The following is a 26,976-nucleotide window of genomic DNA, read 5'->3' on the forward strand; positions in this document are numbered from 1 at the left end:
ACATCCCCGGCATGACGGCGTGCTGCCGCGGGGTGGCCGGCCGGGGTGCGCGAACCTCTGAACCCCTTCGAGCAAGGAGACGCCATGAGCAGTACGGAATCGCAGGGCGACGAGGTGTACCAGCCGCAGGACGCGGACGACCCGGCCCAGGCTCAGCCCGACATGGAGAACGCCCTGGACGAGCCCGACCTCGACGAGACCCTGGACACGGGGTACTCGCCGCCCGAGCGGCCGCTGGCCGTCGCCGACCACGGCACGACGGCCGAGGAACAGCACCTCGGCGAGACCCTCGACCAGCGGCTCGCCCGCGAGCTTCCCGACCCGGACGCCGCCGACGTGGCCGACTGGGACGAGTCGGCCGAAACGGCCGATGTGGCGCCCGAGGCCGGCCCCGTGCGGGCCGGCCGGCTGGCCGACACGGAAGAGACCGGGCCCGTACGCCACATCTCGGTACTCGCGCGCGATGTGGGTGTGAACGGCGGCGCGGCATCGGCAGAGGAGGCCGCCGTGCATCTCATCGAGGAGGAGGGCGAGGGGGAAGGGGGGCGGTGAGGCCCGGACCGCTCGTGGCGTGTGCGGCGGCCTGGCGCCGGGTGCTCACCGGGGCGAGCTTCAGACCCGCCGCCGTACGCGCAGCAGGTCCGGCGGCAGCTCGCCTTCGAGGGCGAGGCCCGCGTCCGCCAGCTCCGCACCGAGCGCCTGCCGGGACAGCGGCCAGAGCAGGAACGACTCCTGTGCCCGGCGCATGACGCGGCCTTGACGGCACACCAGGTAGGTGTAGTCACAGCGGATCCGGTCGCCTTCGGCGCGGGCGGTGACCTGCCCCCGGTAGGTGTCCATGCCGAGCCGCACCTCCCCCAGCGAGCGGCGGGCCGGCCGGGCCGGTAGCCGGGCCGGCGGGCGGTCCAGGAAGAGCAGGCCGCCCGGGACCAGCAGATCGGCCAGTGTCCGCCACAGCGCGCGCCGCTCATGGGGAGGCAGACAGGAGGCCATCCGCAGGCAGACCGCCAGATCGGCTTGCCCGCTGAGCGACAGCTCGACCGCCGAACAGGCGTGCACGGTCACCCGGTCCCCGACGGAGCCCCCGGCGGGCGGGTGCAGCCGGGACAGCAGGACGGCCCGCATGGCCGCCGCCGGCTCCACGGCATGGACCGGCACACACGAGGCGCCGATCAGCACGTCGGTGACCAGCCCGGTGCCCGCGCCGACCTCGACGATCCCCACCCGCGCCGCGGCCGCCGGCCCGGCCAGTGCCAGCGCGTGCCGGTGGTACGACCGGGAGTGCAACAAGTCGTAGAACTCGGCCGACACGGCGTATGCCTGCCCCGGCACTCCGCCGCCCGGACGGGCCTCCGGCAGGCCCGTGTACGGGCTGCCGGCGGGGGCCCGTCGCGTGTCCACCCGTCTGTCCATCGAGCCATCATCGCCGCCGGAGCGCCGTCCCACGACCCGGGATTCGGCCACCAGGGCAGACGTGTCGGAGGGGCGGTCCGAGCGGACCGCCCCTCCGTTCATCCGGGTACCCCGCCGAGCGCTCGGCCGGGTGCCCCGGGTGGACTCACTTCCACGGATCGGTGGACGACCGTCCGGGCACCGGCTTGGCGATGAGCGCGATCGGTACGAAGAAGTGTTCGTGTGGTGCTGTCACCGACCTGACGGATGGCGGCACGAAAGTGTGACCGATCCCAGGTCAGGCGGTGTGCCGGGCTCCCGGGCGCTGCTTCTGCCGCGCGGATCGCCGTCAAGACGTACTGGCCGGGCCCCAGGCCTGGAAGCACCGCCGCCTGGTCGAACACGGCTCGGGAGACGACGGGGTCGTACGTGCGCAGCACCAGGCAGTCGGGGTCTCGCCGTTCAGGGGCCGACCTCGAACCGGGGCGACTTGAGACCTCGGAGGCATCCGGTCTTCGGGGCGGTCGGGTTGTCGAAGAACGAGACGGTGATCTCTTGCGCACACCGTGACGAAGCGAAGACCACATGGGGTTCGTAGGGGACCGTGACCACCTTGGCCTTGCTCAGCGTGCGGGCGACGTACGGCCCGTTGTCCGCGCCGGTCTGGGAGTCGAACCCGCCCGAGATGGCGAGGGTGGGGATGTCGCCGCGCGTGACGTCCCGGATCGAGCGCGGCGCCGCCGGGACGTTCCAGGCAGCGCAGTCAGGGCGGAGGAAGGTGAGCTGCGGAGCCTGGGCCTGTACCGAGCGGGGGTAGGACGGGAACGCTTCCCGTCCTCCTCGGAGCGCCTGCTCCTGGCTCTCGTACGGGGTCCACTCGCTGCAGAAGATGCCGTAGCCGAGCCCGTGCGCGACCCGCCCCATGGCCTGGGGGCTGAGCTTGCCGCCCGCCCACTGCCGGGCGATCCGCTGCGGCTTGCCGTGGGCCAGCTCGTCGAGGGCCAGGGGTACCTGCGGCGCCACGTGCGTGGCGGAGGTCATCCAGTTCACCAGTGCCCCGCCGTCCAGGACGACCTTCACCGGTTTGGGGCTGCCGGGCAGCGTGACGGTGGTCGTGACCGGTTTGGCTTCCAGCTGTCGGACGAGCCGGTCGAAAGTGGCCGGCAGGCCGGGGTACCGCTTGTTGCAGGCGGGCTGGTCCGCGCAGGCCTTGAACAGGCCGTCGAAGCCCTGCCGGGCGCTGCTCCAGGTCAGGGCCGAGCCCGCTCTGGACGGCGGCAGGATGCCGTCGATGCCGACCGAGCGGAGTCCCTCCGGGTGCTGGCGCATGGAGACGAGCGCCAGGTGGGTGCCGTAGGAGATGCCGAACAGGTTCCATTCCTTGATGCCCAGGGCGGCGCGCAGGTCCGCGTAGTCGGCGGCGCTCTCGGTGTCGTTGTAGGCGCTCAGGTCGATCCCGCGGCCCGCCAGCTTGTCGCGGCAGGCCTTCGTGGCCTCGACGTGCAGGCGCTCGGTGGACGGCGCGTCGTAGACGAGGCCGACCGCGCGTGCGTTGAACTCATCGATGTTGGGGCAGAGGAGCTCCGGGTCGGCCGAGTACGTGCCGCGCTGGGACATGAAGATCACGTCACGGTCGCGGTTCAGGCCGCCGTCGATCGCCATCTTCGCCTCGCCGACCGCGTCGTCGCCTGGTCCGCCGGCCAGCCACACGATCGGGTCGGGCTTCGGGTTCGCGGTGACCGCCGCCACGATCGCGACGCCCAGCTTGATCGTGCGACCGCCCGGCCTGGTGCGGTTCTCGGGCACGGTGAGCGTCCCGCAGCGGGCCCCTTCGAGCGCGGCAACCGGCTCCGGCGTCTTCGGACAGGGGCCGGGCTCGTAGCGGGCGTCGCCCGCCTTCCCGGCCGTCGTCCCGATCGGCCCTCCGGTGTCGTCCTGCGCTCGGGCGGGCGTTGCCAGCAGGCCGGTGATGAGGAGCCCGGTCGCCGCACCGGCCCCGGCGGCCTGGATCCGTCGAACGGCGCGCCGACGGCGGGGCGCGTGGTGGGAAGCCATCTGTCCTCCCGGTCACTTCGGGGTGATCGTGAAAGGTTGCGGTGTGAGACCGGCCGCGCAACCGGTGTCGGGTGCGGTCGGACGGACGAGGAACGAGGCCAGCACGCGTTGGGCGCACGGCGACTGGGGGACCACCCAGTGGGTGGTTCCGGGGATCCGCACGGAGGTCGATCGGGACAGCGTACGGGCGGCCTCGTTCGCCCAACTCGCCCCGGTCTTCGCATCGAACGTCCCGGAGAGGAGGAGCGTCGGCACCGCGCCGGCGGTGGCCACCCGCTGGACGGCGGCGCGGTCGGGAACATCCCAGATCCGGCACATCCCGTACTGGAAGGGCAGCTGCGGTACCTGCGCCAGGACCGTGTCCGGCCAGCCGGAGAAGGCCCGGCGCCCTGCCTTCAGCACGTCGGATTCCGTACTTCCCGGCGCCCACTCGCTGCACGCCACCGACTGCGTCAGGCCGTGGGCCGTCTCCCCGACGGGCTGGACCGAGTCGGCCGCGCGGGCCCTCGCGAAGCGGTCGGGACGTCCGCGGCCGAGTTCGTCGATCGCCGCCGGGAGGTCCTTGGGCTTGATGGCATTGGCGACCAGCAGGTTCAGCACCGCGCCGCCGTCGAGGACGACCTTCACCGGGTTTCCGCCGTTCGGCGGACGGGCGTTGAGCGTCAGGGGCTGGGCCTCCAGCTTGCGCACCTGTTCCGTCAACGTGCCCATGGGGTCCGGGTAGCGGCTCTTGCAGCGGGGCTCGGCCGCGCACGCCTTCAGGATGTTGTCGATCCCCTCCCGGGCGCTGCTCCAGCCCCACGGCAGGACCGCGCTCTGCGGGGGTGTGACCGAGTCGATCGCCACCGCGCGGATCCCCTCGGGGTGCAGGCGCAGGTAGGTGAGGGCCAGGTCGGAGCCGTAGGAGTAGCCGTAGACGTTCCATTGGCGGATGCCCAGTGCCTTGCGCAGGTCGGCGAAGTCCGCAGCGTTCTCGGTGGAGTTGTAGGCGCTCAGGTCGGCCCCGTCGGCCGCCAGGCGGTCCCGGCACTTCTTCACCGCGTCCAGCATGAGCCGCTCAGCCGACGCCGCGTCGTAACCCAGCCCGACGGCCTGCTCGTTGAACCGGTCGATCTCGGGGCAGGCGAGGTTCGGCCGGTCGTGGAGATTTCCGCGCTGGGCCATGATGATCAGTTCGCGGCCCCGGTTCAGGCCGGATTCGACCAGGAAGGGAATATCGTCGAACGTGTCGCCACCTGGGCCGCCCGCCATGAACACCACGGGGTCGGCGGCGGGCTTCGCCGAGTCGGCCGGGATGACCGCCACGGCCAGCTTGACGGTCCGGCCGCCGGGCCGGCCGCGGTTCTCGGGTACCTCCAGGAAACCGCACCGTGCCGTGCTCAGGGCGGCGATCGGCTCGGCCGTCTTCGGACAGGGGCCGGCCACGAATCGCGCCGGAGCCGCCGGGCTGGGGCCGACGGTGTGAGCAGGTGGTGAGGCGGCACTGCCCGGTGTCGAGCCGAACACTGCCAGGCAGGCCAGAGCAGCCCCGGCAGCCGCCGCGTTGAGGCGGTGGTGTGTCATGGGATTCCGTTCCTCTGCCGACGTCTACGGCTGCCCAGCCGGCCCAAGCCGCGGCAGTGTGGGCGGAACGCGCGCAGTTCGACGGTACCGCGCGGTGCGGACGCACGCACTCCGGCAGCCGTCGGCTGGATGCAGGAAGCAATCACATGGCGGGCGGCGGTGTCAGATGTCTTGGACACGCCGGAAGGGGCGGTCGGCCTCCAGCTCGAACGCGATCTCCAGCAGCTTCCGTTCGGCTCCAGGTCGGCCGGAGAGCATGACGCCGATGGGCAGCCCGTCCGGCGTCGCGCTCGTCGTGGGCACCGAGATCGACGGCGTACCGACGACGTTGTCGACCGGGGTGAACGTCACGTACGCGAGGATCCGTTCCATCAGCGTCAGGTAGGGAACGGCCGGGCTGAGGTGGCCGATCCGCGGCGTGGTGTGGGCGAGCACGGGCGACAGCACGAGGTCGAGCCCGCGGAACGCCGCTGCGTACGCCTCCCTCGTACGCTTCAGCCTCCGCAGCACGCCGGGAGTGCGCTGCCAGTTCCTCAGGTACGCCTCGCGCAGCCCCTGGCTGAGGCCGTCCATGCGGCGCCGGTCGAAGTCCGTGCCCAGGGTCCGGCCCGTGACGCCGAGGAGGAAGGACAGCATCCCCCAGTACGTGAGGAAGTCGTCGGTGAAGCTCGGGTCGATGGCCGGCTCCACCGGCTCCACGGTGTGGCCGAGCCGTTCGAGGGCCGCCACGGTCTCGGTGACCGCCGCACGGGTGGCGGGGTCGGAGCGGACTCCGTTCGGCGAGTCCAGCAGGAACCCGATGCGCAACCGTTGCCCCGAGGGGCCTTCGACCAGGCCCAGGGGCGGCAGCTTGGGACTCCGCCAGTACGTCTCGGCGGCGGCGAGGAAGGCGGCCGCGTCCCGTACGGAGCGGCTCACGATCCCGTCGGAGACTATGTCGAGCGGCAGTTGGCGGCTCTGGGCGTTCGCCACGACCCGGCCGCGGGTCGGCTTGAGTCCGACGAGTCCGCAGCAGGCGGCGGGTATCCGTATCGAGCCACCACCGTCGTTGGCGTGCGCGATCGGAACCGCTCCGGCTGCGACAAGCGCTGCGCTACCGCCCGACGAACCGCCGGCCGAGTAGCCCGTGTGCCACGGGTTGCGGACCGGTTCTGCGCCTTCGTACTCGGTGGTCGGACTGAACCCGAACTCGGGCAGCCGGGTCTTGCCCAGCACCGTGACGCCGCTGCTCAGGAACTGCCGGGCGAACGGCGCGTGCCGCCGCGCCGCCCTCGGGCGGAAGGCCGCGCTGCCGTGGCCCGTGGGCATTCCCCGGTAGTCGGTGTTGTCCTTGACGAAGGTCGGCACGCCGGCGAAGGCGCCGCCCGTTCCGGCGGCGTGCGCCGGAACGTCGATGTGTGCCTGGACCGCGTTCAGCCGCGACTCGACCGCCCGTACCCGCGCCTGCGCGTCCCGGGCCGCCTCGGCTGCGGAAACGTCACCGCGCCGGATCGCCGCAGCGAGACCGACTGCGTCGTGCTCTCCCAGTGCGTCGTCCCGGAAAGCGTGCACCCTGGCATCGTCGTCGAAAGTCGTCACCGCTGCCTCAGCCCCCGCCGTGTGGATGGTCACTGCCATCATTCCTTACTGCCAAGTAACACGCGAGGGGTCCGGCTGCCCGATCCTTGGGCCGCGCTCGTCGGATCGGATGTCACCCGCGCCCGGCCCGAACGCCTCCTGGCCACGAGGGTGCCGGAGCGGCACACTGTCGGGGTCAGCGGTCCCCCTGCGCAGGAGAGTCCGTGCCCGTACCGATCATCATCGACTGCGACCCCGGACACGACGACGCCCTCGCGATCATGCTTGCGGCCGGTGACCCCGCGGTCGATCTGCTGGCCATCACCACGGTTGCGGGCAATCAGACCCTCGCGAAGACCACCCTGAACGCCCGCCGGGTCTGCACCGTCGCGGGCATCACCGATGTGCCCATCGCGGCCGGCTGCGCACGACCCCTGGTTCAGGCGCTGACCGTGGCGGACGACGTGCACGGCGTGTCCGGCCTCGACGGCCCGCGATTCCCCGAACCCACGGTGGACGTGGTACCCGAGCATGCGGTGGACCTCATGTACCGGATCCTGACCGCATACCCGGAGCCGGTCACCCTCGTCCCGACGGCGCCGTTGACCAACATCGCCCTGCTGCTGACGCGCCATCCCGGGGCCGCCGACCGGATCCGGGAGATCGTGCTCATGGGCGGCTCGACGGAGCGGGGCAACCGGACCCCGGCTGCCGAGTTCAACATCCGGACCGACCCGGAAGCCGCGGACATCGTCTTCCGCAGTGGTGTGCCCCTCACCATGTGCGGCCTGAACGTCACTCACCAAGCGCTGGCCACGCCCGAGATCGTCGCCCGCTTCGAGGGCCTTGGCACCGGCCTCGGACGTGTCTGCGCCGAGCTGCTGACGTACTTCGCATCCACCTACCGCACGCTGTGGGGGTTCCAGGCCCCGCCACTGCACGACCCGGTCGCGGTCGCCCGGGTGATCGACCCAGGCATCGTGCACTGCGTGGATGCCAATGTCGTCGTCGAGCTGCAGGGACGCTACACACGGGGAGCCACCGTCGTGGACCTGCACCGGTACCTGGACCGACCGGTGAACGCACAGGTCGCGGTCACGCTGGAGACCGGCCCGTTCTGGGACCGGATGGTCGCCGCGGTCACGGCTCTCGGCGACCGCACGGCCTGACCGGGCCGCCGGACCGTGGGGTGGAGGGCGTACCCGACGTCACGGCGCGGATGCCAGGGCGTATTCGAGGGCCTGCTCCGCGGTCAGGGCCGCGCCGGCCTTGTGTGCTGCCGTGTGGTCGGCTTCGTCGAGGGCGGCGCGCAGGGCTTCGTCGAGCTCGCGCAGCAAGGGGAGTTCGACGGGGGCGGGCTGCCGGCCCGTCCGTTCGCGCAGTTGCGCGCACGCGGCCAGCAGGGCGACCGCCCGCTGTGCGCGTCCCTCCGCGGCCTCCTGACGGGCAGCGCTGGTGAGGGCGTCCACCGCCGGCATCCACAGGCCGGCTTCCAGACAGTCGCGCAGGACCGCGGTCAGCCACCGGGTGGCGGGGTACGGGTCGCCGGCGGCCTGGAGGTTGCGGGCATGCTGGGACCGTCGGCACACGGAGGTGAACAGGTCGTCGCCCAGGGCCGTGTCCCGAAGCGCCGCCTCGGAGAGGGCCGCGGCGCGTTCCGGGTCACCGGCGTAGTACGCGACCTCGGACTGCGCCCAGCGGGTCGTGGCCAGGTCCGTACGGGCTCCGGCGCGGACCAGGACCTCCTCGGCCCGGGCCAGCTCGGCGCCCGCTCGGGCCAACTCCCCCAGGCCGCAGTGCGCGATGGCGACCGCCGTGCGTGCCCTGGCGGCCGCGTGCTCCGTGCCGTACTGCAGCACGGGCGGCAGGACGGCCTCGGCGACGGCAAGGGCTTCCGCCGCACGGCCTTGGAGACAGCGGACGACGGAGAGCTGGGCGAGGGCCTCCAGCTGGAGCCGGAAGTCGCCGGACTGCGCGGCCAGCCGGGCGGCTTCGCCCAGTGTGGCCGCGGAGTCGGCCAGGTCGACGCTGAAGGAGATCATGCCTGCCGCATGGAGCACGTTCCGGTGTGCTGCGAGCGGTGCCGGCGATGCCGGGCCCGGGGGTCCCGCATGCGCCAGCCCGTCCAACGCCCGCCGTACCCAGTGGAGTCCCTCGCGCGGCAGACCGGCCCACAGCCAGGCCACTGCGCCCACGAGATCGGCTCCCAGAACCGGATCGGAGCCGTCCGCCGGGGACGCCTCCGGACCGTCGGAACCCAGTGCCCAGGCGAGGGCCTCCCGGAGGTTCGGCAGCTCCCGGCGCAGCCGGCGCCTCAGGACGATGTCCGCACCGCCCGGGGCCGCCGACTCGGCGCGGGTGCCGAGCGCACGGTAGTACTCCGCATGACGGCGGCGGATCTGCGTCCGGGCGTCCGGCTCCGTGGCCGCTCCCGGCCCCGCACCCGTACCGGCATCCGCACCCGGGGCGGGCTCCAGGCGCTCCCCGGCGTATTCCCGGACCGCAGCGAGCAGCCGGTAGCGGACCGGATCGGTGTCGTGGTCGACGACGACGAGGGAACGCTCCACCAGGTCGCGCAGGACCGGTTCCACGCTACGGGCGGATGACGGTGCGGCCACGGCCTGCGCGGCCTCCGCGGTGAACCCGCCGGCGAACACGGACAGCCGGGCGAACACCACCCGTTCCTCGTCGGTCAGCAGCCGGTGGCTCCAGTCGATCGCCGCCCGCAGCGAACTGTGCCGGGTGGGGCGGGCCCGGCGCCGCGCCAGGAGTTCCAGCTGCCGGTCGAGGCGGGCGGCGACGTCGGCGAGGGAGAACACGCGCAGTTGTGCGGCGACCAGTTCCAACGCGAGGGGCAGTCCGTCGGCGGCCCGGCAGATCCGGGCCGCCGCCGGCGCCGTCAGCGCCGTCAGGGCGAACGAGGGCGACTGGGCGGCCGCGCGGTCGGCCAGCATACGGCCCGCCGCCGAGGCGAGGACCGCCTCCGGGGTGTCCCGCGCCGGCACGTCCAACGGCCCGACCGGGTGCACGGTCTCGCCCGGTACCGCCAGCGGCTCCCTGCTGGTGGCGAGGATGCGCAGCCCGCGGCAGCGCGAGAGCAGGGTGTCGACGAGGTCCGCGCAGGCGTCCGCGAGGTGCTCGCAGTTGTCGAGGACGAGCAGCATCTCGTGTCCGGCCAGGCCCGCGCAGAGGGCGTCCAGGAGGGGCCGGCCCGGCCCGGCGGGCAACCCCAGGGCCTCGACGACTGCCGCGGGGACGAGCTCCGCGCGGCTCACGGACTCCAGCTCCACTGCCCGGCCGCCGTCCCGTAACACGGCGCCTGCCCGGTCGGCGACGGCGAGGGCCAGCCGTGTCTTCCCGACGCCGGGCGGGCCGACCAGGGTCACCAGCCGGCGGGCGGCGACGGTGCCCGTCAGGGCGTTCACGTCCGCGTCCCGCCCGAACAGCCGGACCCGCTGGAGCGCGGGGGTGCCGGACGGCGGCTGTGCCCCCGGCGCGGAAGGCTCCGCCGCCGCAGACGGGGACGTCGACGGGAGGACGGTCGGCGCCGGATACCGCACCGCAGGAGCGGGCCCGGCGAGGCCGGAGGATGCGGGGGACACGGGGCCGTCGGTGAGGATCAGCTGGTGCAGCTCCTGGAGCGCCGGGCCGGGATCCACCCCGAGTTCGTCGGACAGGACGCGACGTGCCTCTTGGAAAGCGGTCAGCGCCTCGGCCGCCCGGCCTGCCCCGTACAGGGCGAGCATCAGCAGGCGGTGGGCCGACTCGCGCAGCGGGTGGGCGCGCGCGACGGCACCGATCTCCGCGACCAGGTCCGGCCTCGGCCCGAGCGACAGTTCGAGGCCGAGACACTCTTCGAGGACCTCCAGCCGGACCTCGCCCAGGCGCGTGGCCTCGGCCTCCAGCACCGACGAGGGCAGTCCGTCGAACGCGGGACCGCGCCACAGCGCGAGCCCTGCCCGCAGCCGGTGCACCGCCTCCCCCGTGCACTGCTCCGCCGCCGCCGCGCGCCCCTGGCCGACAAGGCGTCCGAAGTGGCCGAGATCCGTCTCCACGGTTTCGGCGGCGAGGAGGTAGCCCGCGCCCTGCGTCCCTATCGCCTTTGTCGACGTCGCCGGCGCCGGACCTTCGCCGCTGCCGCTGCCGTCGGCGACGACGAGGGCACGGCGCAGCGCCGACACCATCGCCTGGACCTGGGCGCGGGCCGTGGCCGGCGGCCGTGTGCCCCAGGCGGCGTCGGTCAGCCGCTCCACGGACACCGGTGTGCCCTGGTGCAGGGCGAGGACTGCGAGCAGGACCCGGGCGCGACCGCCGGGCAGGGCCGCCGGGCAGCCGTCGACCACCGCTTCCAACGGCCCCAACACCTTCAGTTCCACCGGTTCCACGCCCCCGTCCGCCGGACAACCGCCCCACCCTGCCAGACGGCCGCAGGGCGCACCAACCGCCCGGGGCGGGTCCCGGCCATGGCGCAACCAGGGCGGAACCGGGGCGGAACCGGGGCGGGGCTCGGCAGTGTCGTGCCCGAGAACGCCGACGCCGCCTCGGACCTCACCGGGGCGGGCGGCATGGAACGGGAGGAATCCGTCGTGCAAACGAAGTTCGCCGTGACCGCCCTGAGTTCGCTCGCGCTGCTCGGTGCGGCACTGGCCGTACCGGCGCAGGCGGCCACCGCCGCCTCCGGGTCCGGGGCGTCCGTACTGAGCGTCCGTGAGCGGTACTGCATCAACGAAGTGGGCGAGAACGACCGGATGTGCCGCATGGCCTACAACGGCGACAAGTGGTGGACGGGCGACTGGGTGGCCGTCCACGTCGCCACGGACGGGAGCGCGTGGGCCAACGCGTACTCCAACAAGACCAACAAGACGTATTACGCACGGGTCAGGGCCGCGAACGGCGAGGAGAAGTGGTCGGAGACGAAGTGGGGCGGCACCGGGGTCGGTGTGTCCGCCGGTGCCGTGAACAGCTGGTCGGGCTGGCCCACGGGCACCGTCTTCTTCGGCGGCGGAGGCTCCATGGGCGTCACGGCCCGCCCGTAGCCGCAGGGCCGGGGCGCCGCGTACGGGGGGCGCGGTGCGTACGGGGGGGCGGAACCGGGGTGAGACCGTCCGCCGCCCCCGCCCCGGCACCCGTGCAATGCACGAGGTGGCCGGGGCAGGGGCGCCCGGCAGACGGCTACCGGAACTGCTCGGTCCGGCTGGCGACGAGTCGACCGCTCGCGAACCCTTCCAACCGGGCGGACTGCGCGGCGGCGGCGTCCGGCACCGTGACGTCGGCCTGGCCGTCGGAGAGGTCGATCGATGCACGGGGCCGCTGGTCGACGTACACGTCCAGCCGGTCGATGTTGCTGGCCTTCACCTTGAGCCGCAGGGCGCCGTCGTCGGTGGAGGCTTCCGTGATGGACACGGCGTGCGGGGTCAGGCCCCGGAGGATCTGGCCGGCCCGCTCCAGCAGGTCGGCGTTGTCCTCCAGCAGGTCCGCGCGCGTCAAGCGGTGGAGTTCGTCGGGCGTGACGCCGAGATCCTCGACGGGCGTGCCCGAGTTGTCGCGTACGCGCAGGGTCCGGCGGATCGCGACGCGCATGCCGGCCTGCTTGGGCAGCCGTGCGTACGGCGATCCGGGATCGCCTGCCAGGAGGGTGGTGAGGAGCTCCTGTGTCCATACGTTGGCTCCGCCCGCGCCCGTGCACTGATCGGTGCCCAGGACCGGGCCGATCCCGTGGTCCTGGAAACCGGCGGAGAAGATGTCGGTCGCGGAGTAGCAGCGGGCGTTGGTGACGAGCACGACCGGCCCGAAGTACTGCTGGCCGATGGAGTTGGCGGCGTCCTCGGGGCTGAGCGGGAAGGCGCCGGAGAACACGGCCCCGATCTCCAGGGCCTGGTCCATGGAGGGCACCCACGCACCGAGATCGATCTGCTGGTCGCCCTGGTGCCTCTTGCAGATCCGCAGATTGAGCGGGGTGTTGACGAACTGCACGGGCTCGGGGGTGATCCGGCGGGGCGTGAAGAGCTGCAGGGCCAGCTCGGCCGCGAGGACCAGGCCACCGCCGTTGTCCCGGACGTCGAGGATCAGGCCCCGGTCCGGCAACAGGCTGATCAGCCGCAGGAGTTCCTGGAGGTATGCATCGAGATCGTCCACGCTGAAGGTGAAGATCCGCAGGTGGCCGAAGGTGCCGGCAGAGGTCTGCACCTCCCTGGCCCGGAAGACCTCCGGCAGTGTGGTGGCGATCTCCCCGGCGCGCAGAGCGGGCGCGGGCTCGCCGGCCTCGGCGGCCCTGGTCTGGGCGAGGACGTGCGTGGCGAACAGCAGCAGCTTGGCGCGGCCGATCTCGTCGGCTTCGAGGTCCAGCCCCTGGGATGCCGCCACGCTGCTCGCCGAGTCCGCGTCGACGAAGGTGGGCAGGTTGTCGACGATCCGCCAGCTCTCCCGGAACTCGCGCTTGGTGCCGTCCTCGTCGAGATAGCTGACGTTCACCCACTCCTCGAACGGGGGCAGGTGGATGCGCAGCGGTCGCAGGGTCAGCGACTGCACACCTCGGCTGCGGCGGGCCTCCGGGTTGCTGCCGGCGAACCGGGCGGCGTTGAGGTCGACGGCGTCGGCGATGGGGATGCCGCTCCAGTGGGTGATCTCGACGCCCGGCTTGAAGCCCGGGGCGGAGAAGCCCTCGGCCACGTGCGTGACCATGAAGTGGGCGCCCTGCCCATCCGTGTACCGGTCGACGAGGAACGGCAGGAAGGCGATCTTGCCGACGAAGGGCTCCGGGAGCAGGTAGTTGGTGTGCAGGTCCCTGACCGAGTGGAAGATCTCCGACATCTCGGCGTGGAACATCCATTCGGGCGGCATGGTCTGGGGCGTCTGGCGTTCCATGCGGTGGATGAGCAGCCTCAGGCGCTGGGGCGGATTGACGGCGTACATCGCCGACTTGAGCGGCAGGTGCACGTAGTTCTGCTCCAGCATGACCAGCGCCTGGGCGGCGATGAGCCGCCGCTCGTCCAGCGTGAGCGCGCCGGCTCCCTGCAGGAAGGTGGCCAGGCCGGTGGAGGCTGCCAGGTGCTCGCGTACCGGCTCGGCCGCGTTCGGGAGGAAGTCTGGGATGGTCCGTTCGGCCGTGTCGGTCATCGCGGCTCCTGAGGGTGGGACGGATCTCGGTGCTGTCGCCGTCAGTTATCGGGTGCCAAGCCCTTCGCGATGAGTCGTCCACGAGTTCTTCGCCCGAACGGGCGTGCCGGTGCGTTGACTTCCCGGGTGCCTGACGTAACTCGTGCGGCCGGTGTTCCTTGTGCGCCTCATGTGGCGTGGGTGTCCGTCCGGACCGCACCCGCCTCGCGGAGGCCGATCACGCCGTCGGGATCGGAGGCGTTGCCGCGCAGCCACACGCTCATGGCCGCGCACGCGGCGGCGAGCCCGAGCAGCACCAGCGGCACCGTCTTGACGTCCATGGTGTCGATCACCGCGCCCAGGAGCGGCGGGAAGGCCACCCCGCCGATCATCGAGGCGGCGATCACGTAGGCGCCGGCCGCGGCCACACCGGGCACGGCCCGGTTCAGCCAGGGCAGGCAGGTCGGGAAGATGGGCGCGATCATCAGGCCGACGCCGAAGTACGCGTACGGGGCGAGCGCCGGCACGGCCGCGAGGGCCAGGAAGCCCGCCATGCCCGCGCAGCAGACGGTCAGGATCGACGGTGCGGACCAGCGCAGGCTGAGGGGGGCGACCACGAACCGGCCGATGGTCATCGCCGCCCAGTAGGCGGAGGTCGCGGTGGCGGCAGTGGCGGCGCCGTACCCGACGGCTTCGAGATGGGTGGGCTCCCAGCCGCCGACGCCGGTTTCGATGGCGACGTGCAGTACGTAGACGCCGATGAACACGGCGATGACCGGCAGCACCCGGGCCCCGGCCGCCGCCCCGCCCTCCACCGCGGCCGGCGCCGGCTCGCGCGCGGCCACCCCGCCCAGGGTGACCGGGATCAGCAGGCAGACCACCCCGATGCCGAGGAAGATCTCCGGGTACCGGTCCGCCCCGAGCCACCCGATGAGTGCCGGGCCGGCGATGGCGCCGATACCGAAGTGCCCGTTGAGCAGGTTGAGCATGGCGGTGCTGCGGCGGCCGAAGCCGACGGCGAACAGCTGGTTGAGGCCGTAGTCGATGCCGCCGAAACCCAGGCCGGTCACGAAGGCGCCCGCCAGGGCCGGGATCCAGTCCGGTGAGAACGCGAAGGCCGCCGCGCCGGCCGCCATGAGCAGATAGGAGCCGCCGAGCAGTACCCGGTTGTTCAGGCGGCCGCGCAGAACGTGGTAGATCAGCACGCCCAGGAGTGCGCCGACGAAGTGGGCACTGAGGCTGAGCCCGGCCACCGCGGGGCTGATGCCGTACTGCTCGCGCAGGGCAGGTATCGCCGGACCGTAGAGCGCCTGCAGGGCACCGATCACCGCGAACGCCACGCACGAGGCGGTGATCGCGACGGTGGTGAGGAGGGGCTTTCCCGCTTCGGGCAGATCGGCCCCACTGGTGGCGGACATCGTTCTCCTCATCATTCGTGGCCGAATGAACGTGAGTGGCGTTCGTATCGGGGGCTAGTTCACATGACCAACCGCACAGTACGCACATCATGTGTTCGTTTCAACAGATCGCATGTGCGCAACGCCCGTCGCGACCGCGCTTTGTGTTAAAAGCAGACACATGAACGTGATGGAGAGGCACAAGTTCGTCGTGCAGCTGCTCATGCAGCAGAACCGCGCGACCGTGGCCGAGCTGGCCCAGGCCACGGGGGCGTCCGAGATGACCGTCCGCCGGGACTTGGAGGTACTGGAGTCCCGGGGAGCGCTGCGCCGGGTGCGCGGCGGCGCCGTGAGCAACCTCCCCGGCGGCGTCGAACCGCCCTACGCGATCCGCGCCCTGTCCGGAGTGCAGGCCAAGGAGCGGCTCGCACGCACCGTGGTGGAACTGCTCACCGACGGCGAGACCGTGGCCCTGGACACCGGCACCACCGCCGTGGCCGTCGCCAGGGCCATGGCCGGCCGCCAGTTCACGGTCACCCCGCTCTCCCTGCACGCCGCGTTCGCCCTCTCCGGGCACTCCGGCATCCGCTTGCTGCTGCCGGGCGGCCAAGTGCGCCCCGAGGAGCTCTCCTTCTACGGCCACACCCCTGTCGAGACCTTCAAGGACCTGTGCTTCGACACCTTCGTCCTGGGCTGCTGCGGTGTCGACCCGGTGCAGGGGGCCACGGCCTACAACCTCGACGACGTACAGGTGAAGCGGGCCGCGGTGGCCGCCGCGCAGCGGGTGGTCCTGGTCGCGACCGCCGACAAGCTGGGGCGTACGGCGCTGGGCCGCATCTGCTCGATGGAGCAGATCGCCCTCGTCGTCACGGACGCGCCGGGCGACTCCCCCGTGGTCGGGGAACTGCGCGACCACGGGGTGGAGGTCGTGCACCCGGCGGACGGGTGACCCGGTGGGAACAACGCCGCCCCGCCTCCCGGGACGGGAAGCGGGGCGGGGTCACAGCCGTCCGAGGCTGTCTCAGGCCGTGGCGGGTGCTGCGGTCTCGGGGGACGCCGGGGGCTCCGGGGTCCCGTCGGGGGCACCGGTGCCGGCGTCGGGCCGGGGGATGCGGTGCAGTCCCCTGCGGTCGTAGAGGCGGGTCACGGCGAAGCCGAAGACCAGCGCGGCGACGAGGGCGATGCCCATCGAGGCCCACGCCCGGGTCAGGCCCGCGTCGGCCTGGGCGCCGTAGTAGAGGATGGCGCGCATGCCCTCGGTGATCTGGCGCAGCGGCTCGAAGTGGGAGAGCGTGCGGAAGAACCCGGGCAGCGCCTGGAGCGGCACGGTCGCGCCGGAGGAGGGGACGGCCATCGCGACGAAGACGATGGTGGCCAGCAGCATGCCGGGGGTGCCGAAGGCGGCGAACAGGGCGAGGCTGCCGATGCCGACCACGGCGATGGTGGCGACGGAGTAGAGCCACAGCAGGCCCAGGTGGGAGGCGTCCATGTCGAGGATCGCGACGGTGGCGACCTCGACCAGGGTGCCCATGACCAGCGATGTGCCGAGCATGAGCGCCATGCCGATGGCCAGGGTGCGGACGCGGCTGGTGTGCTGGACGGGCTCGCGCTTGCGCACCGGGCCGTAGTCGGTGTGCAGGTAGCCGAGGGCCGTGTCGACCTGGGAGTTGACCAGGTTGGCCCCGAGCATGCCGCAGACGACGAGGACCAGCGCGTAGTAGAACGCGCTCAGGCCCATGGCGCTGCGCGAGCCGACGGGGTGGCCGTCGGCGACGGTCACGGTCACGGGGTCGGCCAGCTTGAGCTGGGCGGCGGTCGGGAGCGGGGTCTTCTGGGCCGCGGCCTGCTTGAGGAGTTCCTGGCCGAGCTGGGCGGAGGCGGCGTGGGCGGCCTTCTGGGCGGCCTGGGAGGACATGGAGGAGCCGATGCTGCCGGCGGACTGGTTGGTCAGCACGGTCAGGGTCGGCGGGGCGGCCTTGCCCTGCGGCGCGGGCTGCGGGGAGCCGAGCGCGGTCACGGTGGCGCTGAAGTCCTTGGGTATGACGAGGGCGCCGAAGACCTTGCCCTTGCCCAGCCGCTTGTCGGCCTCCTCTCGGCTGACGACCTGCCAGTCGATGCTCTTGTCGCCCTTGGCGGCCTTCTGGACACCCGCGACGATCTGCTCGCCCAGGTTGACGTGGCGGCCGCCCGCGTCGGCTCCGCCGTCGGTGTTGACGAGGGCCACGGGCAGGTCCCGGAGGTTGCCCCGGGGGTTGACGTTGCCGCCCACGTAGAGCAGGGCGAACACCATCGAGACCACTGCGGCGATGAGTCCCGTTCCGATCCACAGCTTGGGTCGGCGGAGCACGGAGGGGGGCGTGGGGTGAGGCATCGATTCTCCGGTGCGGCGACGTTTCCTTTGACTGGATACCAAAAGTATCCAGCTACTGGATAGTGGCAGTATCTTGTTGTGGTGTCCAATCGACGACGACGGACGCGGGACCGCGTGACCAGCAGGGAAGCCGTATGAAGATCTCGGAGCTCAGCCGGCGTACCGGCGTGCCGGTCGCCAGCATCAAGTACTTCCGGCGGCAGGGCCTGCTGCCCGCGGGGAGGGCGACCGCCGCGACACTGGCGGAGTACGGGGAGGAGCACGCGGAGCGGCTGCGGCTGATCAAGGCGCTGACCACGCTCGGCGGCCTGTCCATCGCCGCCACCCGCGAGGTCCTCGGCGCCGTCGACCAGGCCGACACCTCCGAGGGCGCCCTCGGAGCGGTCAGCTACGCCCTTCCGGTGCCACTGGCGGCCCAGCCCGCCGCGAGCGACGAGGAGGAGGCCGAGGCCGACGCGGCCGCCGGAGCCGAGGTGGCGGAGCTGCTCACGGCCCTGGACTGGCAGGCGCCCGGCACTTCGCCGCACGTGAAGGGGCTGACGGCGGCAATGAAGGAGCTGCGGCGGCTGGACGCGCAGTACGCCCCGGGCGAGCTCGCCGCGTACGCGAGACTGGCCGAGTCGGTGGCCCGGCTGGATCTGGAGCGCGCGGCGGGCCTCGACGACCCGGTGGCCCTGGCCGAGCGGGCGGTCATCGTCTTCGCGATCTGCGCCCCGGTGTTCGAACTGCTGCGGCGTCTCGCCCAGGAGGACCAGGTCCGGCGCCGCGTCGCGGGCGACGGTGCCGGGATCACGGCGCCCCGGTAGCGCTCTCGCACGGTGACCGCGGGTCCGGTCATCCGGTCACGGTGACGGCGGGCCACCCTCCACTCGCCGTCCTCGCGCCGGTACACCCGGGTTGCACACAAGGTGTACGTGCGCGGCCGGCCGTCGACGCAGACGCAGACGTGTTCGGGCCGGCCGTGCAGGCTCATGTCACACGGGCGGAGCCGGACGGCGCGCTCACCGGACTCCCCCGGCGCTCAGCGCTCGGACTGCGGGTGCGGTTTGCCGTTCGCGGCCGGCGCGGCCGGGTCGACGGTCATCGTGATGGCCACTGCACTCAGCACGCTCACCAGGGCGAGCCCGGCGACGAGCGACCGGGAGGGCGAGGACTTCCGGTGCCGGGCGGCCGCCCGGCGGGCCCTCGGGAGCGGCCCGGCGGTCGGCGGGTACGGCGGCAGGTCCGCCGCAGCCGGGCTCGGGGTGGTTTCGCCCGGCCGGACGGGCTCCCGGGGCGTGGAATACCAGTTCATGGGAGATCGGGCCCTCAGTAGGTGAAGCACTCGGTGTGGATGCGGGCTGCGGGGACACCCGCCCTGATCAGCGCCGTCGTCGTCGCATCGGCCATGCCGGGCGGCCCGCAGAGGTAGACGTCGTGGTCGGACAGGTCGGGAACCAGCGCACGCAGGGCCTGGGGCGCGAGCGGGTCGTACGCGGCGTCGGAACGTCCCACGAGGTAGTGCAGGGCGGCCTGGCGGTCTGCCGCGATGGCCTCCAGCTCGCTGCGGAGGACCAGTTGACCGGCCTCGCCCGCGCGGTAGAGCAGGGTCAGGTCGCCGGGGCCCGCGGGCAGGGACTCGAAGAGGGCGCGCATCGGAGTGATCCCGATGCCGCCGGCGATCAGCAGAACCTTCGGGCGGGTGCGCCGGCGCTCGGTGAGCGCACCGAACGGGCCCGTCGCGAGGACCCGGGTACCGGGCCGCAGCCCGCGGACCCTCCGGGAGTGCCCGCCGAGCGCCTTCACGGTGATGCGGAGGCGGTCGTCGCGGGCAGGGGCGGAGAGGGAGAAGGGCAGGGCGGTGTGCCACAGACCGCCCCTCAGGAACCGCCAGCGGAAGAACTGACCCGGCTCGGCCTGGAGTTCGCGGAGCCTGCCGCCCTCGATCGTGACGGAGACCACACCGGGGCCTTCGGGTTCGACGGTGGCGACGCGCAGCCCGTGACGCAGGGCCTGGCGGACCGGGACGATCCCGCGGTACCAGGCGAGCAGTACGCCTACGACCGTGTGCAGCAGCGCCCAGAACCAGGTGGTGAAGGCGGTGACGCAGACGTCGGGGCCGGCGAGCTGGTGGACGAAGCCCAGCGCGACGGCGAGGTAGGTGAGCAGGTGGATGCCGCGCCACGTCTCGTGCGAGACCTTGCGGCGCACGGCCCGGGCGGAGCACAGGCCCACACCTGCCAGCAGGGCGGCTCCCACGAACGCGGCGGCGACGGCGGGGTAGCGGAACAGGGCTCCGGTGGCGGTCAGTACGTCGGTCCCGCCGCGCAGGGCGGCAGCGAGAACGGCGAAGAGCCCGTGGGCGGCGCACAGGAGCAGGACCCGGCGGCCGCCGTAGGCGTGCCAGCGGGCGAGGCGGTCGGCCCCCACCCCGTGCTCGACCGCCGGAACGCGCGCCATCAGGAAGAGCATGACGAGGACCCCGTAGCCGGCCAGCAGGCCGGTGAGGTGCGCGGCCGCCCCGATGAGCTCCTCGGGGCGGGCGGACAGACGGACCTGGGCGGCCCACAGCAGGGTGACGACGGCCGCTCCGGCGGCCAGGCCTGCGCGCAGCCGCTCGGGGGCGGTCTTCATCTGGGCCCCGCCGTGCCGGGGGCGGCGGCCGAGCGGCCGGCAGGAGTGCCCGGGTGAGTCATGCCAAGTCCCTTTCGCTCGGTGATCGGCACGCCCCTGCCTGTCGTTCCGGCGGGTGCCGAAGACGACCGGCAGGGGCGTGGCAACGGCAACTATGTGCAAATTCGCTCGCCGCAGGCAATGTCGGTGTACGCGGAATCACTTCTACCGAGCACGCAAATTTGAGCACTATGTCCGTTTAAGTGAGCTATCAACGCCTTCCTTCGCCTCGCCGGCGCCATACGGAATCAGCTGGTCCGGATTTGCATTCATGCAGTACAGGCCTGGCGGGCCTCTCGCCTACCACACCCGTACGCACGCCTGGAGAACTCTTTACCTTCCGGCGAAAGATCCGTTCCGCCGTCTTCCACGGAGCCGGGGGCGATACTGGAACTCCAGGCCGCGGAGGCCGGACGCACCACTGCCGATGACTTCGAGGGGAGCCGTTCATGACCACGGCGAAAGACCTGTTCATCATCGCCATGGACCCGCAGCCGAACCGTTCCGTGGGACAGGGCGATCTGTCGCTCGCGCTCGCGGGAGCGGAGCTGATCGATCTCATCGGTGCGCAGGCCGTCACGCTGGACGGGGACGGCATCGTGCCGAGCCTGCAGACGACGCTGGAGGACCGCCTCCTGAACGAGGCGTCGGCGGCCCTCACCCGGCAGGCGCCTTACGAGCGGGTCGAGGACTGGCTGTGGCGCAGAGGCCGCGACCTCTCCGCGGCCTATCAAGCGGCGCTGGAGGCGGACGGTCAGCTGGCCCCGGGACGGAGCGGCCGGCTGCTCCTCGGGGCGGAACGGATGGAACTGGTCGATTCACCGGCTCGCCGGCAGGCCCTGACCCGCCGGGAGGCGGACGAGCCCGTCCTCGCCGCCCTCGCGGCGGTCGTGGGAATGGAGGGCGAGCCGTCCGGAGAGGAGCCGGACCTCGACGACGAAGCGGTCACGACCGTGCTGGCCATCGTCAATGACGCGGTGATGGAACTGGAGGCCGTACGCCAGAGGCGGTCCATCGAGAAGGCGGCGTTCGCGAACGTCTGGCGAGGTCCCTGACCGGTGTCCGACCCGGCGGCCGGGGCCCTGGCCCCCGGCGCGCAGGCGGCCGTGCGAAGGCCGGATCGCAGCAGATCGCCGGACCGCCTCCCGGAGCACGGCGCGAACTTCTAGGCTGGTCACATGCGCCACACGCTCACCAGCCTCGCCCATGCCTACGAGCTGGAACACGTCAGACGTGCCCCGGCCGGCGGCCGAGACTTCATGGCCCGGGCCGCCGCCTACGAAGAACGGCGGGCTCAGCGCCCCGACCTGCGCCACTGGTCCCCCGTGGACGACACCGATCCCGGCGAGGACGGTCCCACCCGTGTTCTCGACGCCGACCTCGACGCGTGGACGCGCCTAGGCGACGGGCCGAACCGCGGCGCATGGCGGATGGCGCGGTTCGCCCGCCCCGGACAGGAGGAGCAGCCCGGCGGCGCGCTGACCTGGAGGGAACTCACGTACCACTACGGCCCCCTCACCGAGGACGGCCGGTGAGCGGGGACCCGCGAGCGGGAGGGGGCGGACGGCATGGCGGATGAGCAGGCCGCGGTGCGGGTGGAGCGGGACGGACCGGTATACACGGTGATCTTGAGCCGACCGGGGGTCCGCAATGCCGTGGACGGTCCGACGGCGGCACTGCTCGCCGGTGCCTTCCGCCGGTTCGAGGCCGACGAGGAGGCGTCCGTCGCCGTGCTCTGGGGCGAGGGCGGGACCTTCTGTGCGGGCGCCGACCTCAAGGCCATCGGCACCGAGCGGGGCAATCGTGTGCTCGCCTCGGGGGACGGGCCCATGGGGCCGACCCGGATGCGGCTGGGCAAGCCGGTGATCGCTGCCGTGGCGGGGCACGCGGTGGCCGGGGGCCTGGAGCTGGCGCTCTGGTGCGATCTGCGGGTCGTGGAGGAGGACGCGGTCTTCGGGGTGTTCTGCCGCCGCTGGGGAGTGCCGCTGGTCGACGGCGGTACGGTGCGGCTGCCCCGTCTGATCGGCGAGAGCCGGGCCATGGACCTGACCCTGACGGGCCGTCCGGTCCCCGCCGCCGAGGCGCACGGAATCGGTCTCGCCAACCGTGTGGTGCCCACGGGGCAGTCCCGCCCGGCCGCGGAGGCGCTCGCCCGCGAGATCGCCGCGTTCCCCCAACAGTGCTTGCGCCACGACAGGTTGTCCGTCCTGGAGCAGCACGGCCTGGACGAGGCGGAGGCACTGGCCGGCGAGTACCGGCACGGCCTGGTGCCGCTGTCCGCGGGGGAGACCCAGGCGGGTGCGGGACGGTTCGCCTCGGGCGCGGGGCGGCACGGCGCGTTCGGGGAGTGATGGCCGGGTTCTCCGGCGCAGGGACCGGCGGCCTGCGGCAGGATGGACGGGTGGCCACCGAACCAGGCAGGATCGAACTGACCGAGCACGAACTTCGTGAGATAGCGGGCTACGCGGCCGATTGCGCGCGCAGGGTGCTGTCGATCTTCGAACAGAGTGTTCCCGCCGACCCGCGCCCCCGCGAAGCCATCGAAGCGGCAGAAGCCTTCGGCGGGGGCGGCCGGCGCACGAATGCTCTGCGGCAGAGCGGGTGGGCGGCGTACAGGGCGGCAGGGGAAGCCGTTTCGCCCCCTGCGGTCGACGCGGCGCGAGCGGCTTGCCACGCGGCCGCCGCCGCGTACCTTCATCCCAAGGCGAGCGCGCATCAGGTGAAGCACATTCTCGGTGCGGCCGGGCATGCGGCCCGGGCACAGGAGCTGGCCTTCGCAGAGGACCGGCACATCGCTGCCGGGACCCTGGAGTGGGCCTGTCGTCACGCGCCCGCAGCGGTCACCGCGGTGCTCGGCCGACTGCCCGCAGCGCCGCCCGGCGGCGGGCGCGTGGGAGAGCTCATGCGCGAACTCGACGCCGCTCTCCGCGGCCGAGGGCGGGCACACGACGCCACCGGCTGATCAGCGGCACCACCGGGATGGTGTGGTCCTGCCGGATCAGGCGCGAGGAGTCCTCCGGACAGGCAGTGGCGGGCGGCCGGGCGGCGAAGGACGTCGCCATCACGACTTCCCCCGATGCGGGCGGCTCCCGGCGGCCCCGGGTTCCGCGCATCATCCGCCGTGTGCGGACGGGCCCCCGACCCGGATCGCGGTCTTGCCTCGTACGCCGCCCTCCCGCAGGCGTTGTATCGCGTCCGGTACTTCGGCCAGCGGGTACGTACGGTCCACCACCGGGGTGAGCGCACCGGACTCGATGAGCCCCCCGAGGACGCGCAGGTCTTCGGGGCGCGGCCTGGAGGTGAGTCCGCGCAGGCGCCGGCGTGTGAAGGGCGACAGCACGAGGGCCCGCAGCTGTCGGTCGTGGCCGCCGATCCAGCGGCCGTCGGTCTCCCCGCCGACGATGACCAGGCTCCCGCGCGGGGTGAGGGCCCGGCACAGGCGGCGGAGGGGACGGTTGCCCCCGATGTCGAGGACGAGGTCGTGGCGGCGGATCCCGTCGACGGGGTCCTCGCGGGTGTAGTCCACGACCTCGTCGGCACCGAGGGAGCGGACCAGGTCCGTTTTGGGAGTACTGCACACTCCGGTGACGTGTCCGGCTCCCAGTGCCCGGGCCAGTTGGACGGCGTAGGTGCCGACACCGCCCGAGGCGCCGATCACCAGGACCCGTCCTCCCGGCTCCAACCGGCCGGCGCGCAGGGCCTGGAGGGCCGTGCACGCCGAGATCGGGACGACGGCCGCCTCTTCGGGTGTGAGCCGGGCCGGCCGCGGAGCCAGCTCGTCCTCTTTGGCGCACGCATACTCAGCGAAGGAGCCGGCGCAGGTGCCGTACACCTCGTCGCCCGGCCGGAAGCGGGTGACGCCCGGCCCGACGGCCTCCACGCAGCCTGCGACGTCCATGCCGCGGACCCGTTGTCCGGGCGCCCGCAGGCCGAAGCCCGCCGCGCGGATCGCGTACGGCGTCCCCGTCATCAGGTGCCAGACGCCCTGGTCGAGGCCGGCCGCGTGCACCTGCAGGAGCACCTCGCCGGGCCCGGGGAGGGGCCGGTCGATCTCTTCGAGGCGCAGGACGTCGGGCGGTCCGTACACGTCCTGGACGATGGCTCTCATCAGCTGCCCCCTTCGCTGCCGGTACTGCCGCTCGTGCCCGTGCCGTTCGTGCCGCCGCCGCCGGGGGCCTCGTACTGGAAGACGCTGTCGAGGGGGACCCCGAACACCCGGGCGATCTGGAAGGCCATCTCCAGCGAGGGCGAGTAGCGGCTCTGTTCGATGGCGATGACCGTCTGGCGGCTCACTCCGATCCGGCGGGCGAGCTCGGCCTGGGTCATCTCGCCGTGCTCGAAACGCCGGGCCCGGATGGTGTTGGTGACCCTCGTCGGCTTCACCACGGATGGAACCCGAACCGGTACGAGATGACCTTGACCACCGAGCCGAGCACCGACGAGAGGACGAAGGCCAGGTAGATGGCGTTGGCGATCCAGAACGGAGCGGCCTCGGCCATCGCGAGCAGCAGGCCCGCCACTCCCCCGATCACGACGAACGACTGCCCCACGTACTCGCCGAAGCGATGGATCTCCCGGTCACGCTGGTCCTTGGCGTTCTCCTCCTTCGGCGAGAAGGCGGTGATCGCGATGTGTGCGGCGATGGACGCGGCGATCGACAGGCCGACCGTCCACAGCAGGGCTCCCGCATAGGGCGCGCGGGCCAACGACACTCCTGCCGGGCGCCCCAGCACGATCCACAGGTACACCGCGTACGACCCGACGGTGACCGCCAGCATGCTCCAGGCGCGTTTCTCCTCGACTGCCATCGCCACTCCCCGCTCCCCACGCCGTGTCAAGAAAACCAGACATTCGGAGTGTCAAGCAGTGGCGACACCATGTCAAGCATTCTTGACTTCCGTGCGCGCACCGGAATGCCGACGAAGTGCCTCCGTGCCACGCTGGGACGGGGGATCGCGCCGGTCCGGCACGCTCGGCTCACCGGAGGGCGCCGCCAAGCAAGGAGGCCGACATGGCCAGTGACCCCGCCCGACCCGCATCCGCCCACGCCGGACCGCAGCCGCATCACGGGCCCACATCCGGCACCACCATCCTCGCGGCAGCACTGATGATCTTCGGTGGAGCGATGGCGATCTTCGAGGGAATCGCGGCCATCGCCAAGGACGACCTGTTCCTCGCCACACGTCACTACGTGTTCCAGTTCAACCTGACGGGCTGGGGATGGATCCACCTCATCCTGGGCATCCTCATCGTCCTCGCCGGGTTCGCCGTGCTCGGCGGAGCACTGTGGGCGCGCTTCTTCGGTGTGTTCGTGGCAGGGCTCGGCGCGATCGCCAACTTCCTGTGGGTGCCGTACTACCCCCTGTGGGCCCTCACGCTGGTCGCCGTCAACCTGTTCATCGTCTGGGCGCTGTGCCGGGGCATGCACCAGGAGGCCGACGACGGCCAGGTGGCATGAGCCCGATGACTCAGCCCGATGACAGCGCCTTCTTCAGCCGGGCGTCCAGATCCTTGGCGAGTTCCGCGTCGGAAGGCGGCTTCTCGCCCTGGAGCCGGGCCAGTTCGGCCGTGAACGTCTGGCTGAAGGCGCCGTAGAGGGGGGTGCGCGGCCGCTGGACCGCGTTCTCCAGGGCAGGGAGCAGAATGTCCCGTGCGTAGGCCGGGCGGCCGGCGGCGTCCCGTGGCATCCGGTCGGTGCGCTCCGCCGTCGGAGCCGCGGTGGCCTGGCCGGGCGGCTTCGCCGCCTTGCAGGTCAGGTTGTTGTCCTCGTACGCGGAGAGCCTCGCGGCGGCGAACCCCGCGTCGAGCAGGCAGCGTTCACTGTCCTTGCCGGTGAGGAACTCGACGAGCTGCCGGGCGGCGGTGGACCTCTGCGAGCCCCGGGCCACGGCCAGGTTCTGGCCTCCCAGCACCGCCCTGCCGGGCAGCGGGGCCACGCCCAGGTCCTGCTCGGAGAGGGACTGGTGAAGGGTGCGGTAGGCGTACGGCCAGTGGCGCAGGAAGCCGGTACGGCCGCCCGCGAAGTCGGTGAGCGTGTCCGCCTCGTCGGAGTGAGCGGCGTCCGGCAGGGTGTAGGCGGCCTGCATGCGGGTGCGCAGTTCGTCGAGCCCTGCCTTCAGGTCGTCCACCGAACCGGCGTAACGGCCCTCCTTGTCGGTGAGGGCGAACCCGTCGGAGGCGGAGGCGAAGGCCTCGATGCCGTTGACGGTGAGCCCTTCGTAGGAAGCGTCGAGCTGTGCGGTCCACCCCTTCTCGTAGGCGGGCAGCTTCTTGCCCGCGGCGTCGAGCGCGCCGATCAGCTGGCGGACGACGGGCCAACTGGTGCCCTTGCCGAGGTCGGTCTCCGTGACGCCCGCCTTCTTCAGGTAGTCGCGGCGGTAGAAGAGCAGCCCGACGTCGCTGTTGAAGGGGACGGCGTACAGCTTGTCCTTCCAGCGGGCGGTGGCGGCCACGGACTTGATGACGTCGGCATCGACCAGCTTGTCGGGAAGCTGCTGGACGAGACCCGCGGCGGCGAACTCCGGTACCCACGTGACGTCGAGGTTGACCACGTCGTACTCGGCGCTGTCGGACTGGAGCGCGCCGAGCAGCTGGCTCCGCTGCTGGTCCGCCGAGCCGGGCAGCTCGACCAGGCGGGCGCGGTAGCCGGTGCCCTTGCTCTCCTGCTGCCGGTTCCATTCCTCGATCAGCTGCTGGCGGATGCCGCCCTTGCCGGTCACGTCCCGGCCGCTGGCCAGCACGATCTCGCCCGGGACGTCGGCCGCGCCCGCGGCGCCGGACGGCTCGCCGCCGGAACCGTCCGGGCCGCCCGGTCCGTCGGCGTCGCACCCTGCTGCGAACAGCAGGAGGAGGAGCATCGCGCAAGTGCCCCGCCGCAAGGGGCCGGTGCCATGC

The 26,976-nt window shown here is 72.4% G+C and carries 24 protein-coding genes; 10 read left to right on the forward strand and 14 right to left on the reverse strand.

From position 1 onward, the window contains the following. Positions 1-84 precede the first annotated feature (84 nt). The gene (locus ABTY04_RS21200; protein ID WP_352214903.1) at positions 85-552 is read left to right on the forward strand and encodes a DUF5709 domain-containing protein; all 468 of its coding nucleotides are present in this window, start codon (positions 85-87) and stop codon (positions 550-552) included. 60 nt (positions 553-612) lie between these two features. On the opposite strand, the gene ABTY04_RS21205 is transcribed toward ABTY04_RS21200, so the two are convergent. The 4 genes from ABTY04_RS21205 to ABTY04_RS21220 all read right to left on the reverse strand — a co-directional run bounded on the left by ABTY04_RS21205 (position 613) and on the right by ABTY04_RS21220 (position 6,588). After that, positions 613-1,413: a class I SAM-dependent methyltransferase gene (locus ABTY04_RS21205; protein ID WP_352214904.1), complete on the reverse strand. Its 801-nt coding sequence runs from the start codon at positions 1,411-1,413 to the stop codon at positions 613-615. A gap of 441 nt (positions 1,414-1,854) precedes the next feature. Beyond that, entirely contained in the window at positions 1,855-3,447 is a 1,593-nt protein-coding gene (locus ABTY04_RS21210) for an alpha/beta fold hydrolase (RefSeq protein WP_352214905.1), read from the reverse strand. Between the two features lie 12 nt (positions 3,448-3,459). Further along, positions 3,460-5,010: an alpha/beta fold hydrolase gene (locus ABTY04_RS21215; RefSeq protein WP_352214906.1), complete on the reverse strand. Its 1,551-nt coding sequence runs from the start codon at positions 5,008-5,010 to the stop codon at positions 3,460-3,462. A gap of 162 nt (positions 5,011-5,172) precedes the next feature. After that, positions 5,173-6,588 carry an amidase gene (locus ABTY04_RS21220; RefSeq protein ID WP_352214959.1) on the reverse strand — a complete coding sequence of 472 codons (1,416 nt, stop codon included), beginning with the start codon at positions 6,586-6,588 and terminating at the stop codon, positions 5,173-5,175. Positions 6,589-6,791: 203 nt separating this feature from the next. On the opposite strand from ABTY04_RS21220, the gene ABTY04_RS21225 reads away from it, so the two are divergent. Further along, positions 6,792-7,736, forward strand: a complete 945-nt coding sequence (locus tag ABTY04_RS21225; protein ID WP_352214907.1) for a nucleoside hydrolase — start codon at positions 6,792-6,794, stop codon at positions 7,734-7,736. Between the two features lie 39 nt (positions 7,737-7,775). Here the strand turns inward: ABTY04_RS21225 and ABTY04_RS21230 are convergent, their stop codons facing one another. Continuing rightward, entirely contained in the window at positions 7,776-10,952 is a 3,177-nt protein-coding gene (locus ABTY04_RS21230) for an AfsR/SARP family transcriptional regulator (protein WP_352214908.1), read from the reverse strand. Positions 10,953-11,084: 132 nt separating this feature from the next. Between ABTY04_RS21230 and ABTY04_RS21235 the strand changes: the two genes are divergently transcribed. Continuing rightward, complete coding sequence (locus tag ABTY04_RS21235) at positions 11,085-11,603, forward strand: hypothetical protein (protein ID WP_352214909.1); 519 nt, start codon at positions 11,085-11,087, stop codon at positions 11,601-11,603. A 136-nt stretch (positions 11,604-11,739) separates the two neighbouring features. Here the strand turns inward: ABTY04_RS21235 and ABTY04_RS21240 are convergent, their stop codons facing one another. Further along, positions 11,740-13,683 carry a S41 family peptidase gene (locus tag ABTY04_RS21240; protein WP_352214910.1) on the reverse strand — a complete coding sequence of 648 codons (1,944 nt, stop codon included), beginning with the start codon at positions 13,681-13,683 and terminating at the stop codon, positions 11,740-11,742. A 167-nt stretch (positions 13,684-13,850) separates the two neighbouring features. Next, a complete protein-coding gene (locus ABTY04_RS21245; RefSeq protein WP_352214911.1) occupies positions 13,851-15,080 on the reverse strand; it encodes an MFS transporter in 1,230 nt (409 codons plus the stop codon). 160 nt (positions 15,081-15,240) lie between these two features. Between ABTY04_RS21245 and ABTY04_RS21250 the strand changes: the two genes are divergently transcribed. Beyond that, entirely contained in the window at positions 15,241-16,008 is a 768-nt protein-coding gene (locus ABTY04_RS21250) for a DeoR/GlpR family DNA-binding transcription regulator (protein ID WP_352214912.1), read from the forward strand. A 72-nt stretch (positions 16,009-16,080) separates the two neighbouring features. Here the strand turns inward: ABTY04_RS21250 and ABTY04_RS21255 are convergent, their stop codons facing one another. Beyond that, positions 16,081-17,430 carry a YhgE/Pip family protein gene (locus ABTY04_RS21255; RefSeq protein WP_352214913.1) on the reverse strand — a complete coding sequence of 450 codons (1,350 nt, stop codon included), beginning with the start codon at positions 17,428-17,430 and terminating at the stop codon, positions 16,081-16,083. A gap of 134 nt (positions 17,431-17,564) precedes the next feature. Here ABTY04_RS21255 and ABTY04_RS21260 point away from each other — a divergent pair, with 134 nt between their 5' ends. After that, positions 17,565-18,236 (forward strand): MerR family transcriptional regulator, encoded by a 672-nt coding sequence (locus ABTY04_RS21260; protein ID WP_352214914.1) that lies wholly within the window; start codon positions 17,565-17,567, stop codon positions 18,234-18,236. A gap of 215 nt (positions 18,237-18,451) precedes the next feature. Here ABTY04_RS21260 and ABTY04_RS21265 read toward each other — a convergent pair whose 3' ends face one another. Together ABTY04_RS21265 and ABTY04_RS21270 are read right to left on the reverse strand one after the other, a co-directional pair. Continuing rightward, positions 18,452-18,724 (reverse strand): hypothetical protein, encoded by a 273-nt coding sequence (locus ABTY04_RS21265; protein WP_352214915.1) that lies wholly within the window; start codon positions 18,722-18,724, stop codon positions 18,452-18,454. Between the two features lie 14 nt (positions 18,725-18,738). Then, the gene (locus ABTY04_RS21270; RefSeq protein WP_352214916.1) at positions 18,739-20,043 is read right to left on the reverse strand and encodes a ferredoxin reductase family protein; all 1,305 of its coding nucleotides are present in this window, start codon (positions 20,041-20,043) and stop codon (positions 18,739-18,741) included. Between the two features lie 488 nt (positions 20,044-20,531). Between ABTY04_RS21270 and ABTY04_RS21275 the strand changes: the two genes are divergently transcribed. From ABTY04_RS21275 to ABTY04_RS21290, 4 genes are all read left to right on the forward strand, one after another. After that, positions 20,532-21,137, forward strand: a complete 606-nt coding sequence (locus tag ABTY04_RS21275; protein WP_352214917.1) for a GOLPH3/VPS74 family protein — start codon at positions 20,532-20,534, stop codon at positions 21,135-21,137. A 123-nt stretch (positions 21,138-21,260) separates the two neighbouring features. After that, a complete protein-coding gene (locus tag ABTY04_RS21280) occupies positions 21,261-21,617 on the forward strand; it encodes a PHD finger domain-containing protein (RefSeq protein ID WP_352214918.1) in 357 nt (118 codons plus the stop codon). 33 nt (positions 21,618-21,650) lie between these two features. After that, positions 21,651-22,433 carry a crotonase/enoyl-CoA hydratase family protein gene (locus ABTY04_RS21285; RefSeq protein WP_352214919.1) on the forward strand — a complete coding sequence of 261 codons (783 nt, stop codon included), beginning with the start codon at positions 21,651-21,653 and terminating at the stop codon, positions 22,431-22,433. Between the two features lie 50 nt (positions 22,434-22,483). Beyond that, positions 22,484-23,044: a putative immunity protein gene (locus ABTY04_RS21290; protein WP_352214920.1), complete on the forward strand. Its 561-nt coding sequence runs from the start codon at positions 22,484-22,486 to the stop codon at positions 23,042-23,044. Positions 23,045-23,194: 150 nt separating this feature from the next. Here ABTY04_RS21290 and ABTY04_RS21295 read toward each other — a convergent pair whose 3' ends face one another. The 3 genes from ABTY04_RS21295 to ABTY04_RS21305 are packed head-to-tail and all read right to left on the reverse strand — an operon-like array spanning position 23,195 to position 24,890. Continuing rightward, positions 23,195-24,190 (reverse strand): NAD(P)-dependent alcohol dehydrogenase, encoded by a 996-nt coding sequence (locus tag ABTY04_RS21295; RefSeq protein WP_352214921.1) that lies wholly within the window; start codon positions 24,188-24,190, stop codon positions 23,195-23,197. After that, entirely contained in the window at positions 24,190-24,468 is a 279-nt protein-coding gene (locus tag ABTY04_RS21300) for a helix-turn-helix transcriptional regulator (RefSeq protein WP_502996686.1), read from the reverse strand. Before ABTY04_RS21300 ends, ABTY04_RS21295 begins: the two co-directional genes overlap by 1 nt. Next, the gene (locus ABTY04_RS21305) at positions 24,462-24,890 is read right to left on the reverse strand and encodes a hypothetical protein (RefSeq protein ID WP_352214922.1); all 429 of its coding nucleotides are present in this window, start codon (positions 24,888-24,890) and stop codon (positions 24,462-24,464) included. Before ABTY04_RS21305 ends, ABTY04_RS21300 begins: the two co-directional genes overlap by 7 nt. A 203-nt stretch (positions 24,891-25,093) precedes the next feature. On the opposite strand from ABTY04_RS21305, the gene ABTY04_RS21310 reads away from it, so the two are divergent. Continuing rightward, positions 25,094-25,540: a DUF7144 family membrane protein gene (locus tag ABTY04_RS21310; RefSeq protein WP_502996687.1), complete on the forward strand. Its 447-nt coding sequence runs from the start codon at positions 25,094-25,096 to the stop codon at positions 25,538-25,540. A gap of 10 nt (positions 25,541-25,550) precedes the next feature. Here the strand turns inward: ABTY04_RS21310 and ABTY04_RS21315 are convergent, their stop codons facing one another. Beyond that, the gene (locus tag ABTY04_RS21315) at positions 25,551-26,939 is read right to left on the reverse strand and encodes an extracellular solute-binding protein (protein ID WP_352214923.1); all 1,389 of its coding nucleotides are present in this window, start codon (positions 26,937-26,939) and stop codon (positions 25,551-25,553) included. Positions 26,940-26,976: the final 37 nt, after the last annotated feature.

Source organism: Streptomyces sp. NPDC097981, assembly GCF_040302565.1.
Lineage (GTDB): Bacteria > Actinomycetota > Actinomycetes > Streptomycetales > Streptomycetaceae > Streptomyces.

What these genes read in the sequence shown, in the direction of transcription:
- ABTY04_RS21200 (WP_352214903.1), top strand. Translation starts at nt 85, where the DNA reads ATGAGCAGTACGGAATCGCAGGGCGACGAGGTGTACCAGCCGCAGGAC.
- ABTY04_RS21205 (WP_352214904.1), bottom strand. Translation starts at nt 1,413, where the DNA reads ATGGACAGACGGGTGGACACGCGACGGGCCCCCGCCGGCAGCCCGTAC.
- ABTY04_RS21210 (WP_352214905.1), bottom strand. Translation starts at nt 3,447, where the DNA reads ATGGCTTCCCACCACGCGCCCCGCCGTCGGCGCGCCGTTCGACGGATC.
- ABTY04_RS21215 (WP_352214906.1), bottom strand. Translation starts at nt 5,010, where the DNA reads ATGACACACCACCGCCTCAACGCGGCGGCTGCCGGGGCTGCTCTGGCC.
- ABTY04_RS21240 (WP_352214910.1), bottom strand. Translation starts at nt 13,683, where the DNA reads ATGACCGACACGGCCGAACGGACCATCCCAGACTTCCTCCCGAACGCG.
- ABTY04_RS21245 (WP_352214911.1), bottom strand. Translation starts at nt 15,080, where the DNA reads ATGTCCGCCACCAGTGGGGCCGATCTGCCCGAAGCGGGAAAGCCCCTC.
- ABTY04_RS21250 (WP_352214912.1), top strand. Translation starts at nt 15,241, where the DNA reads ATGAACGTGATGGAGAGGCACAAGTTCGTCGTGCAGCTGCTCATGCAG.
- ABTY04_RS21255 (WP_352214913.1), bottom strand. Translation starts at nt 17,430, where the DNA reads ATGCCTCACCCCACGCCCCCCTCCGTGCTCCGCCGACCCAAGCTGTGG.
- ABTY04_RS21260 (WP_352214914.1), top strand. Translation starts at nt 17,565, where the DNA reads ATGAAGATCTCGGAGCTCAGCCGGCGTACCGGCGTGCCGGTCGCCAGC.
- ABTY04_RS21265 (WP_352214915.1), bottom strand. Translation starts at nt 18,724, where the DNA reads ATGAACTGGTATTCCACGCCCCGGGAGCCCGTCCGGCCGGGCGAAACC.
- ABTY04_RS21270 (WP_352214916.1), bottom strand. Translation starts at nt 20,043, where the DNA reads ATGAAGACCGCCCCCGAGCGGCTGCGCGCAGGCCTGGCCGCCGGAGCG.
- ABTY04_RS21275 (WP_352214917.1), top strand. Translation starts at nt 20,532, where the DNA reads ATGACCACGGCGAAAGACCTGTTCATCATCGCCATGGACCCGCAGCCG.
- ABTY04_RS21280 (WP_352214918.1), top strand. Translation starts at nt 21,261, where the DNA reads ATGCGCCACACGCTCACCAGCCTCGCCCATGCCTACGAGCTGGAACAC.
- ABTY04_RS21285 (WP_352214919.1), top strand. Translation starts at nt 21,651, where the DNA reads ATGGCGGATGAGCAGGCCGCGGTGCGGGTGGAGCGGGACGGACCGGTA.
- ABTY04_RS21295 (WP_352214921.1), bottom strand. Translation starts at nt 24,190, where the DNA reads ATGAGAGCCATCGTCCAGGACGTGTACGGACCGCCCGACGTCCTGCGC.
- ABTY04_RS21305 (WP_352214922.1), bottom strand. Translation starts at nt 24,890, where the DNA reads ATGGCAGTCGAGGAGAAACGCGCCTGGAGCATGCTGGCGGTCACCGTC.
- ABTY04_RS21310 (WP_502996687.1), top strand. Translation starts at nt 25,094, where the DNA reads ATGGCCAGTGACCCCGCCCGACCCGCATCCGCCCACGCCGGACCGCAG.
- ABTY04_RS21315 (WP_352214923.1), bottom strand. Translation starts at nt 26,939, where the DNA reads ATGCTCCTCCTCCTGCTGTTCGCAGCAGGGTGCGACGCCGACGGACCG.